Origin of the sequence: Martinezella tropici, assembly GCF_003287875.1 — a bacterium.
GTDB classification, from domain to species: domain Bacteria; phylum Pseudomonadota; class Alphaproteobacteria; order Rhizobiales; family Rhizobiaceae; genus Rhizobium; species Rhizobium tropici_C.
This window is the reverse complement of sequence record NZ_QMKK01000047.1, coordinates 1-13,024: the sequence shown is the minus strand read 5'-3', so window position 1 is coordinate 13,024 and position 13,024 is coordinate 1. Positions and strand designations below refer to the sequence as shown.

General features: G+C 56.2%; 13 protein-coding genes and 2 pseudogenes. 11 read left to right on the top strand and 4 right to left on the bottom strand.

Features of this window, described 5'->3' with window-relative positions:
• Positions 1 to 100 precede the first annotated feature (100 nt).
• The 4 genes and pseudogenes from DQ393_RS22090 to DQ393_RS22075 all read left to right on the top strand — a co-directional run bounded on the left by DQ393_RS22090 (position 101) and on the right by DQ393_RS22075 (position 3,822).
• Positions 101 to 1,225: an IS110 family transposase gene (locus tag DQ393_RS22090; protein ID WP_112339943.1), complete on the top strand. Its 1,125-nt coding sequence runs from the start codon at positions 101 to 103 to the stop codon at positions 1,223 to 1,225.
• A gap of 859 nt (positions 1,226 to 2,084) precedes the next feature.
• Positions 2,085 to 2,693 (top strand): DUF2026 family protein, encoded by a 609-nt coding sequence (locus tag DQ393_RS22085; protein ID WP_112343865.1) that lies wholly within the window; start codon positions 2,085 to 2,087, stop codon positions 2,691 to 2,693.
• Between the two features lie 140 nt (positions 2,694 to 2,833).
• A pseudogene (locus tag DQ393_RS22080) lies at positions 2,834 to 3,205 on the top strand (VOC family protein).
• A gap of 131 nt (positions 3,206 to 3,336) precedes the next feature.
• Entirely contained in the window at positions 3,337 to 3,822 is a 486-nt protein-coding gene (locus tag DQ393_RS22075) for a hypothetical protein (RefSeq protein ID WP_112343864.1), read from the top strand.
• Between the two features lie 484 nt (positions 3,823 to 4,306).
• Here DQ393_RS22075 and DQ393_RS22070 read toward each other — a convergent pair whose 3' ends face one another.
• The 4 genes from DQ393_RS22070 to DQ393_RS34345 form a co-directional block, all read right to left on the bottom strand.
• Positions 4,307 to 4,780, bottom strand: a complete 474-nt coding sequence (locus tag DQ393_RS22070; protein WP_112343863.1) for a chemotaxis protein CheW — start codon at positions 4,778 to 4,780, stop codon at positions 4,307 to 4,309.
• Entirely contained in the window at positions 4,780 to 6,564 is a 1,785-nt protein-coding gene (locus DQ393_RS22065; RefSeq protein ID WP_112343862.1) for a methyl-accepting chemotaxis protein, read from the bottom strand. Before DQ393_RS22065 ends, DQ393_RS22070 begins: the two co-directional genes overlap by 1 nt.
• A 306-nt stretch (positions 6,565 to 6,870) precedes the next feature.
• Entirely contained in the window at positions 6,871 to 7,602 is a 732-nt protein-coding gene (locus DQ393_RS22060) for a helix-turn-helix transcriptional regulator (RefSeq protein ID WP_112343861.1), read from the bottom strand.
• Positions 7,603 to 7,923: 321 nt separating this feature from the next.
• On the bottom strand, positions 7,924 to 8,379 hold the full coding sequence (locus DQ393_RS34345; protein ID WP_112343860.1) for a putative quinol monooxygenase: 456 nt from the start codon (positions 8,377 to 8,379) through the stop codon (positions 7,924 to 7,926).
• Between the two features lie 172 nt (positions 8,380 to 8,551).
• On the opposite strand from DQ393_RS34345, the gene DQ393_RS22050 reads away from it, so the two are divergent.
• The 7 genes and pseudogenes from DQ393_RS22050 to DQ393_RS22020 form a co-directional block, all read left to right on the top strand.
• Positions 8,552 to 9,499: a 3'-5' exonuclease gene (locus tag DQ393_RS22050; protein WP_181592404.1), complete on the top strand. Its 948-nt coding sequence runs from the start codon at positions 8,552 to 8,554 to the stop codon at positions 9,497 to 9,499.
• A gap of 531 nt (positions 9,500 to 10,030) precedes the next feature.
• Positions 10,031 to 10,297: a DUF1488 domain-containing protein gene (locus DQ393_RS22040; RefSeq protein WP_112343858.1), complete on the top strand. Its 267-nt coding sequence runs from the start codon at positions 10,031 to 10,033 to the stop codon at positions 10,295 to 10,297.
• A 212-nt stretch (positions 10,298 to 10,509) separates the two neighbouring features.
• Complete coding sequence (locus DQ393_RS22035; RefSeq protein WP_112343857.1) at positions 10,510 to 10,719, top strand: cold-shock protein; 210 nt, start codon at positions 10,510 to 10,512, stop codon at positions 10,717 to 10,719.
• 324 nt (positions 10,720 to 11,043) lie between these two features.
• Entirely contained in the window at positions 11,044 to 11,271 is a 228-nt protein-coding gene (locus DQ393_RS33230) for a hypothetical protein (protein ID WP_145645614.1), read from the top strand.
• A gap of 85 nt (positions 11,272 to 11,356) precedes the next feature.
• A complete protein-coding gene (locus DQ393_RS33510; protein WP_181592403.1) occupies positions 11,357 to 11,494 on the top strand; it encodes a hypothetical protein in 138 nt (45 codons plus the stop codon).
• A gap of 65 nt (positions 11,495 to 11,559) precedes the next feature.
• Complete coding sequence (locus tag DQ393_RS33225; protein ID WP_145645616.1) at positions 11,560 to 11,763, top strand: hypothetical protein; 204 nt, start codon at positions 11,560 to 11,562, stop codon at positions 11,761 to 11,763.
• Positions 11,764 to 12,117: 354 nt separating this feature from the next.
• Positions 12,118 to 12,579: pseudogene (locus DQ393_RS22020) on the top strand (helix-turn-helix domain-containing protein); the annotation flags it as partial.
• Positions 12,580 to 13,024: the final 445 nt, after the last annotated feature.

Sequence of the window (13,024 nt, the reverse complement as noted above, 5' to 3'; positions counted from 1 at the left end):
TGAGACCCCATGTCCTTAGCCGGCAGGGTGGCTCGTCTCGCATTATGTTCAGAACGAGGGTTAGCTGCAGCGCCAGAGCCTCAAACATAGGAGACGAGCCGTGGTCGATGATATCGCAGTTTACGTTGGTTTGGATGTGAGCAAGGAAAAAATCGCGATCGGTCTGGCGGAAGCGGGCCGCAAAGGTGAGGTTCGCTATTACGGCGAAATTGCCAACCGTGCTGATGCGGTGCGCAAATTTGTCGACAAGCTTGCTGGACGTCACGGACGCCTGTGCCTTTGCTATGAGGCCGGCCCGACAGGTTATGGATTGTATCGTCAACTTCGCGATCTTGGCCATGAATGCCTTGTCGTCGCGCCATCGCTGGTTCCGACCCGTCCGGGGCTTCAGATCAAGACGGATCGCCGCGATGCTGTCGCGCTTGCCGCGTTGTTGCGCGCTGGTGAACTGTCGTCCATCTGGGTTCCCGACGAGACACATGAGGCCATGCGCGATCTCTGCCGGGCAAGGGAAGTGACGGTCTCGGATCTACGGCGCGCGCGCCAGCATCTTTTATCGTTCCTGCTCCGGCACGGGCGGGTCTTCGAAGGCCGCTCTCATTGGACAAGAGCTCATCGAAACTGGCTGGCGACACAGCGCTTTGATCACCGTGCGCAGCAGATCGCTATGGAAGAATATATTCGTGCCATCGAGCAAATCGAGGAACGGCGTGAGCGGTTGACCCGGCAGATGGTGGCGCTCTTGCCGGACTGGTCGCTTAACCCTGTCGTCGAAGCGATCCAGGCCCTGCGCGGTGTCGCACAGATCTCGGCGGTGACACTGGTATCGGAGATCGGCGACTTCAGACGCTTCAACAATCCCCGGCAGTTCATGGCATGGCTGGGTCTGGTTCCCAAAGAGCGCTCGACCGGGGCCAGCGTGTCGCGGGGTTCAATCACGAAGGCCGGCAACACCCGTGCGCGGCGCATGCTGGTCGAAGGCGCATGGACCTATAGATTGCCTGCGCGTGTAAGCCAGGAAATCCTGAAACGAACGGAGGGGCTGCCTGAAGCGATCAGGGCGATCGCCTGGAAGGCGCAGGTGCGGCTATGCCAACGATATCGGCGCATGCAGGCTAGTGGCCGCCCCACAAACATCGTCATCGTCGCCATCGCGCGCGAGCTCGCTGCCTTCGCCTGGGCGATTGCGACGACAGTTCCCATTACCCCAACAAAGGCAGCCTGACGAAAAGGCATCAAGGGAAAGGAGAAAACAAGTTCAATTCCATCACGCTGTTTATTGCTGGGCGTGGCGGCCGGTCAGGGTAACCCTCGTTGTGATTCTGCGAGCCTGAAACGGCAACACGCGCCATGTGAGACAGAGGAAGGCCCGAGACGAACCACGGTCCTGCGGTATCCAACCCGCGCATCAGAGTCTGATCAACCGTCGTCTCAATGCCGCCGCGTCCTGCAATAACCAGCCCGTTTCTTTCGGCGCTGAAAAGCGAAACGAAAACCTATACCCCAATCCTTGAAAACGGACATGAGAATCACACCCAAACACGCTACGCCACAGACTTCTTCAACAGCCTGCTAGACCGCCGTATTGACCTCATGCTCCCATGCGATATCTTCGAAACGATCTCGGTCGTGTCATAGTGGCAGCATCTCTAAGCTGGACAATCGTTATTGGCGGTGTGGGATTCGAACCCATCGCATGAATCCGGTTAGCATCGGCACGGGCCGCATTCCGGGCACCATCCCTCCGGGCTTATCCCGTCTTGCCCATCCGCCCCGCCGTTGCCCTTCTAACAAGCGTGCTACCGCGATTCAATCGGAAGTCCAGAAACACCCGCCCGATCACGCTGTCCGACGCGTCCTTATTCGCAATATTCGGGCATCGATTGGCACTGGCTGAAAGGTGCGTACCGGACGATGCAGATGCGTGTGGGAAGATTTTGCGTATCACTGACGAGGCGGTCGACAATTGGATTACGGGCAAGACTGAAATCGAATTCGTCGCTGCGACCCGCCACATATGGAGTTTACACCGCCGCCGCCGTCGCTTACGGGAATGCCAACCATCGGGATTAAGGGGACCGGCGATGTTGATCACGCAAAGCGACTATAATCGGATTTACCGGGTCATCAACAGCCTGTTAATCAACGAAAACGCCGATCCGGCGACGGCTTCGATGTACTTCAGCACCTTCGGGGCCTTCATCTTGGAACACCACTTCAAGGTCAAGGCAAAGGCAAAAAGCGGATTGGCAGCTTACAATCTTGATGGAAAGTACATCCTGTTCGCAGACCAGCGCGACGATGGGTACGTCTCCGGCGCTGGGGAGAACTTCCATTGCTGGGTCGAGGCTGACGATTGGGCGATCGATTTCATGGCCCCTGCATTCTCACAGAGCATGCCGGATTTGGTGATACCACCGAAGATGTTTCAGCGGCCGCTCTCATCCATGCGCCCGTCCATCAATGATTTGAGCCAGTCCGGCGACTTCTTCTATCGTTCCGAACCTGATGCAACGAGCCGACGTTTCGCAGATTGGCGCAAGAATCCGATGATTGGAGACCTTGCCAGCCTCGCCGCGAACTGGTTTCGAAAATCTCCCAGGAAGATGCAGGCAGCGATCACGGTGCGGCATCAGGATGGCAAATCCAGCGCCGTACCGCTCATTGGCAACTCGCTTGTTGGTGCTTGGTAATCGTCGCACGACCATGTCCGCTCACAATCGGAATATACCCCCGCTCCCCTTGAATTTGCTTGCGCACGGTGGCTGCATGATCCAGTGCCCATCGCCCACATATTACGGCAGCAACGGGTTGGTTCTGGAGGCCATAGATCATGCGCTTGAATCAAGTGACGGTAACGATGTCTGACCTCGATGCGGGCTGGAACTTCTATTGCACTCTTGGCCTCAAGCCCGTCGTCGATGCACGTCCCCGCTATGCTCGTTTCTTATGCCCGGACGGCGACAGCACATTCTCACTGCATGAAAGCAAGAGCAACGGTGGTGGGACAACGGTGTATTTTGAATGTGACAATTTGGACGAAACGGTTAGCCAGCTGGAGAAGAAAGGACCTCAATTCACAAGCCCGCCGGAAGATAAAAGTTGGCTCTAGCGGGAAGCCGAGCTGTTTGATCCCGGCGGCAATCGCGTCCTGCTGTATTTTGCCGGGCAAAATCGCGTTAACCCGCCATGGCGTGTCAAATAGCTTGTTTTGGGAAGATCGACCTGATTATCCTTCATAGGAAGAGAGCATTCGAGATGACACGGCGAATTTTGGCGAAAATCAAACAAGCGGCATAACGTCAACAGATTGATGGCGCTTCCAGGCATTCGAAAATGGTCATGAAACACCGACACCAGTCTGCCTGGCAGTTCCTTTTACTGCCCCTGCGGCTCATCATCGCTGCGCTCGTCATCATCAGCGAGATCGCCCGGCCTGTTTATCGGCCACTCGTGAACTGGTTTGCTTCGCTTTCCATCGTAAAGCACTTTGGCGAGTTTGTCGGTTCATTGCCACGAGGCGTTATACTCGTTCTCTTTGTCGTTCCGCTCGCGATTGCCGAACCTCTAAAGATCTACGCATTGGTCGTGATCGCCCGGGGCCATGTGATCTCCGGACTGGTCATAATCGCACTGGCCTATCTGATGAGCTTTCTCCTGGTTGAGCGCCTGTTCCACGGGGGCCGTGACAAGCTTCTGACCTACGGCTGGCTCAAATGGATTATGGATCGCGTCGAGATCGTTCGAAACTGGATGGCTGAGGTGAAGGAGAGCGTCATGGCCTCTGTACACAATTGGCTTGGGCACCCCGGAAATCGATAGACCAAAGGTGGTGGAAGCCAGACTACGTGGAGATCGCCTTGACCGATAGTGACTGCTCAACAACGGAATGCTAGCTCGGACAGCACCGGCTGCTTCACTGCCGTGCATGAGGTAATGAGGTAACAACAAACGGATTCTAGGGCAGCTATTGCGGTCGTGGCGTCACGGAAAGACTCGGATCGTTAAGGTTTGTCTGGGTGCACTGTTGCGATGACGAAGTCTTCGCGTAAGTCATTGAGGCCGCTGCTCGCCGTCGAGCTCGCGCAAACCCAACAACTATATTAGATTTGCGGAAATGTTATAGGACGCCTCAAGTGAAGCAGATCGATATTGACGTGCCACGGGTAATTTCCTCCAGATTGGATTAGAGTCCGGCCTGATTAAGGACGGACGAATGAAGAAGAAGAAGAGATTTACGGAAGAGCAGATCATTGCGGTGCTTAAGGAGAAGGAGGCAGGCGTGAATGACGCCGCTTCGACCGGTCTACGCTGCGATAGCCTCATCTCCCGGTGCGAAGATATTCGTCAAATGAAGGAAGCAAATCATTCCCGATGGGTGCGTGATGATCCCCTCGCAACAGGATCGATCGATGGACCCGATGACGTCGGGGGGCGGCTGAAGTTGATCCGCAGTGACGGAGAGCATGTCGGTCACCCGGTCTACAACAAGTCCCATCGGCTTTCCGTGCACCTCCACCACCACGATCGCACTGCGCTCGGTCGTCTCGCCTGGCCGCATCCCAAGTTTGCGGGCCAGATCGATCGTCGGAATGACGGTCCCGCGCAAGTTGATCACGCCGAGAACTTCATCGGACGTGTGTGGCAGTGGCGTCGAGGCCGCCCATCCGCGAATTTCGCGAACGGACGTCGTCTCAATGCAGAATGTCTGCTCGCCAAGCTGGAATGCAATGATGTCCAGCGTCGCTTGACCGTTCATATTGGTGCTCAAGCCCGTCATCAGAACTCCTCCCAGCTGTCGCCGCCCTTAACGGCGGCGTTGCCTTGGAACGCATGCACGACCTTGGCCGTCATCTGACGCACCGGATTGCCAGCCGCGCGAGGTATGGCAGATGCAGCGCTCGGAGCCGAACGCTGGGATTGCGCCCCGCCGATATTGAACTGGGACAGAAGTTGGAACAGGGCGTCAGCTTCCTTGGCGAGACCGTGAGCGGCTGCAGATGTCTCCTCGACCATAGCAGCGTTCTGTTGCGTGCCCTGGTCCATCGTGTTGACGGCCGTATTGATTTCTTTCAGACCTGTCGCTTGCTCGCGGGAGGCGTCCACGATCGCCCCGACGTTGCTGTCGACATGGACAACCTGCCCGACTATCTCCTCCAGGGCCTTGCCGGTTTCGCCGACGAGAGCAACACCGTTCTTGACATGACCGTTGGACGTACCGATCAGATCCTTGATCTCCTTCGCGGCCTTGGCAGAGCGTTGGGCAAGCTCCCGAACCTCTTGTGCGACAACCGCAAAGCCCTTGCCGGCGTCGCCGGCGCGAGCGGCTTCAACACCCGCATTCAAGGCCAGCAGATTTGTCTGGAACGCGATCTCGTCGATCACACCAATAATATTGGCGATCTCCGATGCTGAGGCTTCGATCTTACCCATCGCCTCAACCGCCTGTCGAACCACGAGGCCGGAGCGCTCGGCATTCTCCTTCGTCCTGCGCACGAGCTGGCCAGCTTCCTGAGCCCGGTTGCTCGAGCCGGAAACGGTAGTAGTGATCTCCTCAAGGGCGGCGGCCGTCTCCTCAACGGAAGCAGCCTGCTGCTCGGTGCGGCGGGAGAGATCATCGGAGGCGGTTCGGATTTCCTGCGATGCGGCTGCAATAGCGCCTGCATTCTGTGAAACGGTCTCCATTGCGGACCGGAGTTTGGACGCAGCGCTGTTGAAATCCAACCGGAGCTTCTCCAGCGTCGGCAAGAAGGGCATGCTGAGCTGCCGGGTAAGATCGCCGTCGGCAAGTCCTTGCAGAGCGGATGCGAGCTGGTCGACGTTTTCGACGCGTTTCGTGACATCAGTCGCGAACTTGACGACCTTGAATACCTTGCCGTTCATGTCGAAGATCGGGTTGTACGAGGCTTGAATGTAGACCTTCTTTCCGCCCTTGCCCAGGCGCATGAACTCATCGGCAACAAACTCTCCTCCCGCCAACCGGGTCCAGAATTTGCGATAGTCGTCGCTGTTGGTGTAGGCGGATTCGCAGAAGATCGAGTGATGCTTTCCCTTGATTTCCGACAGCTGGTATCCGAGAGTGCTGAGAAAGTTCTCGTTGGCCGTCAGAATTTCGCCCGCAGGTGTGAATTCAATCACGGCCTGAGCCCGCGATAGCGCATCCAGTTTTCCGGCATCCTCGGCACTCTTCAGCTTTTGGGTCGTAATATCGGTTGCAAACTTGACGACCTTGTAGGGCTTACCGCCCTTGAAGACCGGGTTGTAGGAGCCCTCAATCCAGATTTCCTTGCCGCCCTTGCCAATGCGCTTGTATTGGCGCTGGTCAAACTTGCCAGCAGCCAGATCGCTCCAGAACTGGCGGTATTCGGCGCTCGAGGCCTCGGCTGGATCGACAAACATTCGATGATGCTGGCCCACGATTTCGCTCAGCTCATAACCGAGCGCCGCGCAAAAGTTCGGATTGGCGGAGAGAATTTTTCCCGTGAGATCGAACTCGATGATCGCTTGCGACTTGCTCATTGCAGCGAGCACGGCCCTGGCATCGGACGAGAAACCCAAAGACATAATACCCAAGATGCGCTCCATGTCTGCCAAGGGCCGTGTCCGTCCATTGGGCTCTGTTGGACTTCGAGGCCGTAGCATTCGGTTACAGGTCAGCCGGCTGATCGATACTGTGACAACCCTTCCTCCCGCCCCCTATTTCTAGGGTTAAACACCGAACAAAATCTTAATTTCGTTGGGTGTACATGAGCATTCGCTCAGCAGGTGCACATTCTGCTCAAACCCAACCCCCAAGGGTTGTAAAGAGCGTTCAAAGGCGGTCTCGCTGAGGCAGCTAACGCGATCACACCACTTCCGTCGGATCGTAAGCTAGGAAATTAGCCCGCGTCGGATCGCCTCGGCGATCGCGTGAACGCGATTGTCCGCACCGAGCTTCCGGATCGCGGTCTTCATGTAGCTGTTGACGGTATCAGGTGTATAACCGCTCACTGCGGCGATCTCGTCCGTCGTCTTGCCGAGGCTTGCAAATCTTAGGCACCTGATCTCGCCCTCGATCAGTTTCAGGGTCTGCGCCGAGAACTTGTCCATGATAGGTCGGGTTAGCACACGGTGCGTGATCTCGGCGATCTCGCCCAGGAATGCGATTTCTTCCTGTGAGAAAGGTGTTGAACGAGAGAAGGTGACAGCGCCGAACACTACATCACCGCGTCGGATAGGAAAAAGTGTACGATTGAGCACACCGAAAGTCCTGGCGAGATATTGCAGCCTCTGGGGAGGAGGTGTCTCAGCATAGACGTCCTCCTCAACGACCACATTCGCGGACGACAGCGATGCAATCACGAAAGGATCGGATTTCAGAAGGTCATCGCCATAATAGGCGTCAAGAAAGGCTGGCGGAACATCCGTGTCGATCGAGTGTCCGCTCCCGAACCGGTAGCCATCGAGGTCCAGGCCTGACACCGCAAAGAAATCAAATGGAACCGCTCCGCGCAGCTTCTCAATAAAAGGATGCGATACAACCTGCCGACGGGTGGGCAGCGACCTCAGGTCGGGTACTTCATCTAGAGGGTTGCTGAGAGCGAGGGCGCGGGAGAACGGCAATCTTCAAATCTCCAACCAAGTTCAGACATCAGGTTCTGGGGCTTAAATATTAAGAATGTGTAAGTTCGCAACCCAAAGCTTTATCCGGTGTAGCGTTTACGACTACCGCGCCACGGTTCGCAGGACTAGTCTAGCTACGCCCCGGTCTTCGAGAATGTCCGTGACTGTTGAATTGCAGGATGATTTAACTCACTTTTCATTTCGCATTGACCCACAATATCCGGGCTATCATTTTGTCGGCAAACGCCATTTAACGGTCCGATTGGACCACCGCGAAATGAAAAAGTGGGTCAAATTCTCGCGATAATAAATACTGTGGCTTCAAACCTGCAGAAATCTGGACCAGGAATGACGTGGTTCGTCAACGGTATAAGAGAAAGCCGGTTGATCCAGGCAAGTTCGGCTGAAGGTTCCGCTCCAGCTCTGTTCGAGGGCTGTGATAGGCCCCACGATTGTTAAATTGCAGTATGATTTAAGTGAATTGTACAACGTGGTGCCGGTGAGGACGCAGTTCCTCGGCCAGCGAACTATCTCGGAGGCGTCAGTCAAACCAGGATTGTAAACGGAAGGCGCGCGCGCGGCGAGAAGCGGCACGGCCCGCCCGAGGACAAATTCTTTGAAATGTGGCGGCGCCTGATGATCGATGAAATCTGGTTCTTTGCCATAATGCTCGCAGAGCAGAAATTCGTCCGGCCTATCGACCGACTGGTGGGCCACAAAGCTGGGGCAACCTGCTTCAGCTCGGCAGTAAGGTACGAACTGTCGAAGGATGCCCAATCATACCGATCGGGGTTTCATCCTCGTCAATAAGCCCTTTATTCGCAATATCCGTGGGTATCGCTCGCCGGCTCGATCGAAAGCTTCTCATCAGTCAACCAAGGCGTTAAATTCACGCCGATCATTTTCGTCGGATAGGCCATGACGTCTCAGCTGGACATGTTTTCGGAGAATGCTCAGCCCGTTCACAGAACGTCGGCGCCAAGCCTGCGCGCACGGCCAGCCCGGATCAGCGCCTGACGAGACTGAGATGGTGCGGATCCTGCAAGCAACCGGCCGCTACCAAATCCTGAGAAAACTCGAAGCTCGGCCCATTGCTGCTGCTCCCAGGCCGGGCTATCCGCTTCGGGCTGTCATCCTCGACACCGAGACCACAGGGCTCGATGCCAGAAAGGACGAGATCATCGAAATCGGCCTGATCGGCTTCACTTTCAATGAGGACGGCGAGATCGGCGATATCACCGGTGTCTATGGCGGACTGCAGCAACCGAGCATTCCGATCCCGGCCGACGTCACCCGGCTGACCGGCATCACCGACGCCATGGTCCTCGGCCAGATGATCGACTTGGCGGCCATGCGCGCGCTCATCGAGCCCGCCGATCTCGTCATTGCCCACAATGCCGGCTTCGATCGCCCGTTCTGCGAAGCCTTCTCCTCGATCTTTGCCCGCAAGGCATGGGCTTGTTCCAATTCCGAGATCGATTGGAGCGCCAGGGGATATGAGGGAACCAAGCTTGGCTATCTCATCAACCAGAGTGGCTATTTTCATGTCGGGCACCGGGCGGTCGATGATTGCTTTGCGCTGCTGGAGGTGCTGGCGCTCGCTCAGGGCGATAACGATCAAACACCTTTCGCCGAGCTCTATCAGGCAAGCCTGCGTTCCCGCGTTCGCATCTTCGCGGAAAACTCACCCTTCGACCTCAAGGACCGGCTGAAGGAACGGGGCTATCGCTGGTCCGATGGCAGTGACGGCCGGCCGAAAGCGTGGTGGATCGAGATCGCAGAAGAGGCCATGGACGATGAGCTTCAGTTCCTGCGAAACGAAATCTACCACTGGGAGGATGCCGACCCGCCGATCCAGCGTTTGTCGGCATTCGACCGGTTCAGGGGGCGAAGATAATTCCTTTTGCTCTTGAAGGGAGTTGAACTTCTGCCCGGCTATTTCGTCGCGCGTCAAGGCCAGAAATTCTCTCCCTTTTCGGTTGTCGAGCGTAGTTCTCGACGATCCTTGGTTATGGCTCCAGACCTCTTTACCCGGCCTCCCCTTGTAATCCAGTATTTCAGCACGACTTAGATGGTAGTGACGGCTTGTCTTCAGGGCGCTGTCACCAAGGGTGCAGAACCTTGCCCCAACAAAGGAGGATGTGATGTCTTCCAATCCAGCAGCATCGCATATCGAACCCGCCGGCTTCAAGTTGGTCAGGGAAGTCTTAAGGTCCGCCGGCCTCCGGGGATTTCGGTCGGACGCGACTTCCGACATGAAACGTGACGCCTCACTCTTTCTCTCAACCGAGTTCCGCTGGGGTGTGAGGACAAAATCGGCTCTCCCGAGTTCTCTCGCCAACCGGAAACAGTCGTCGACGCGAGCAAGCCTTGATCCCCAATTCAAGAGTAGCGCTATTGACCGGTGGCAAGATGAGGGTGGGCGCTGATGGGCATCTCCTTCCCAAACGAAGCTCGTAGTTTTGACGACAGAAATCGCTGTGTCCGTTTCACCGGATACGACGGGATGTTCGAGATCAAATTCTATCTGGCGACCGAAGTCTTGGCCTGCGAGAAATCGCATCGAAATGCCAGCGAGGCAGACTACCTGACGGCGTTCGATGCATTGCGGCCAAGAATTCTGAAAGCTGCGACCTCTGCTTATTCAAAAGCTCGATCCAGCGCCATCACGCTAGATCTCGCGCATTTTCGTTGAGCATACCGTGATGCTGAAAGGATACAGGAGCTTAGAACAAAAACGAGATAGGTATTGCAAAACCAAAAATTGAGCTTATATGTTGTTTATCGACCAATGCTTGTGACGTCGTTCCAGAGCTTTATGCTCCCGTTGGATTTCCTCTCAAATAATCGATCTAATCCCGCAAGGCATCGCGGGAACCACAACGATTGCTTTGAAAGGAAATCGTTATGAACACTGGTACTGTAAAGTGGTTCAACTCCACCAAAGGCTTCGGCTTCATTCAGCCTGACAATGGCAGCACGGATGTGTTCGTGCACGTGTCTGCCGTCGAGCGCTCCGGCATGCGTTCACTTTCGGATGGTCAGAAGATTACTTATGACATCGTCCAGGACCGCAAGTCCGGCAAGAACTCTGCCGACAACCTTCAGGCGGCGTAATAAGGTCATTCGCACCGTTGACCACGGATGTACTGGCAGCAAAGCTGAATGACTGTGAGAGGTCGGGTTCATGCCCGGCCTTTTGTTTTTCTCGCGAGAGAGATTGGCACCCCCACCGGCTATGCCCCAGTGACAGCATTGTACCTGTACCATCCGGAAGGATGGGTCTGGTTTCAACCGCTGCAACATCTAGCCCGAGCGGCCCGCAGGCAGAAATGACAATAGCCTGCCCAAACGGCGAGGCAGGCATGTGGCAGACGCAATAGCCGTATCATAGGCATCGCTGTCTTTCCGATGGCTTTACCCAACCGAGAGGAGGACGCGATGTCTTCCAACGAGTATTCCGGCTACGTTTCACAAAATCTGGCTCGTTCGAGTCCATTCGGATATCATGAACAAGCGACCCTTCGCGCGCTTCTCGAAACCGTGGTCACCCGAGCCGCTCAGCGAATCCTGCCCGTGGCGGCGATGAGTGCCTTTCCAAATTTCGGCATCGACGGAAAAACCCACATGCGGACGATACTTCAAGGCAGGACACTCCTCCCAGTTTAGCAAATTTGCTTCGAGACAAACGCCGACCCAAATCACTCCAGCTCAAACAGCGCCGACATTTATCCGGGCGCCAGAGGATAAACCCATGGCCAAAGGCCAAACGCGTAGCAACCGCGAGATCCGTAAACCGAAAAAAGACAAATCCGCAGCAGCGGCACCCGCGCCATCTGGCGCGCAGGTCAAGCTCACGGGCGGCCATACGGCGAGCTTCAGCAAGAAATAGCTCGGCGTTGTCACGCCAATACCATCGCAAAGGGCGCGATAACGCGCTCATTATTCGAGGACAAAATGACAAGCTACACCACCCGAAAATCCGCAGAAGCGCTGTTTCGTGCACCTGCCGCCGAAGCCGGTTCCAGTGCCGAAAAGCTCTTCAACCTTCGAAAAGGGATGCAGCTGCGCCAGCGCCAACTGCGCGATAGCGAACGGACCGTCCGAGATGCCGCCCGTCGCCTCCGTCATCCTGTCGCAACCGCGAGGGCGCAAATGTGACCCGGTTCGACTATACGGGCGGAGCTGGACTTTACGCCGGCAAGTCGAAAGCTGGAATAAGCGGCCCTCGCTATCGGCGGTTCGAGACAGCTGCCGAGGCCCTCCGTTTCGCAATAGAAGACATGCCACGCAGTCAGCAGCGTGGGTCTATGTTGGAAATTGACGAGGCGCGTTTCGATCAGAACCAGATCCGTGCGCTCTACGACGCGCCAGATTACCCGCTTTCGCGTCGACTCGGCTGATTGTGTTTCGGCGTGCAAATTTGACCCCCTTGGCGGGGTAATCGGCATCCAATTTTGACCCCCCTCAGATTTCATCTGACCATCCGGCTTTTGGCGGCGGATGGAGCGGGAGTTGAAGCGAGTGGATACGATTGCGCGTGTTCGACGGGCCTTCCATGTGCAGGGCTGGTCAGTGAAGAAGATCGTCCGGGAACTCCATGTATCGCGCAACACGGTTCGCAAGATACTGCGCTCCGACGAGACCGATTTTACCTATGAACGGGAGCGGCAACCGCTGCCAAGGATCGGAGCGTGGAAGGCCGAGATCGAGCGGTTTTTGACAGCCAATGAGGGCAAGCCGTCACGCGAACGGCTGACGCTGATCCGGATTTACGAGGAGGTTCGGGCACTCGGCTACGATGGCAGTTATGACGCGATCCGGCGATATGCCAAGACCTGGGCGAAGAACCGGGGAGCCGTGACGGCGGAAGCCTATGTGCCGCTCTACTATGCGCCAGGTGAGGCTTACCAGTTCGACTGGAGCCACGAGATCATTCTGATCAACGGCGTAACGACGACCGTGAAGCTCGCGCATGAGCTCTGGCGTCCTGATCGAAGGTGCAATCATGAAAACCGCCTGAAGCGGGAAGCGCCCGTGAAAAACAAATTCCAATCCTCAGGGCCTGATCAGCCCTGACGGATCCAGGTGAACGGACCGGGATTCCTTTTGGCTTCAACCGCCGATCTTGAGATTGGTCCCGTTCTCCTGAACCCGCGCTCGCGAAAGCGGGAAATTGGTGTCTGCCGCCAAAGAGCGGCGACCGCATGTGAGGTTGTACAGGCTCGAGAACCGGGCAGGTAATTGCCATGGGCTCAGACCGTGGATCCCACTCACCAAGGAGAAATTCGATGCCACTCGAATGAACAATTGACAAAAAACCTGATGTGAGGGACACGAACGTGTGACCAGTTATTTACGTGGTCAGCGAAATCGATTTGTCATTGCTCCATGACCGGGCGATTGTGAGCAAAATGCTCAT

Coding starts and splice junctions, on each gene's coding strand:
- DQ393_RS22085 (WP_112343865.1), top strand. CDS start 2,085: ATGTTGATCACGCAAAGCGACTATAATCGGATTTACCGGGTCATCAAC.
- DQ393_RS22075 (WP_112343864.1), top strand. CDS start 3,337: ATGGTCATGAAACACCGACACCAGTCTGCCTGGCAGTTCCTTTTACTG.
- DQ393_RS22070 (WP_112343863.1), bottom strand. CDS start 4,780: ATGACGGGCTTGAGCACCAATATGAACGGTCAAGCGACGCTGGACATC.
- DQ393_RS22065 (WP_112343862.1), bottom strand. CDS start 6,564: ATGTCTTTGGGTTTCTCGTCCGATGCCAGGGCCGTGCTCGCTGCAATG.
- DQ393_RS22050 (WP_181592404.1), top strand. CDS start 8,552: ATGCTCAGCCCGTTCACAGAACGTCGGCGCCAAGCCTGCGCGCACGGC.
- DQ393_RS22040 (WP_112343858.1), top strand. CDS start 10,031: ATGGGCATCTCCTTCCCAAACGAAGCTCGTAGTTTTGACGACAGAAAT.
- DQ393_RS22035 (WP_112343857.1), top strand. CDS start 10,510: ATGAACACTGGTACTGTAAAGTGGTTCAACTCCACCAAAGGCTTCGGC.
- DQ393_RS33230 (WP_145645614.1), top strand. CDS start 11,044: ATGTCTTCCAACGAGTATTCCGGCTACGTTTCACAAAATCTGGCTCGT.
- DQ393_RS33510 (WP_181592403.1), top strand. CDS start 11,357: ATGGCCAAAGGCCAAACGCGTAGCAACCGCGAGATCCGTAAACCGAAA.
- DQ393_RS33225 (WP_145645616.1), top strand. CDS start 11,560: ATGACAAGCTACACCACCCGAAAATCCGCAGAAGCGCTGTTTCGTGCA.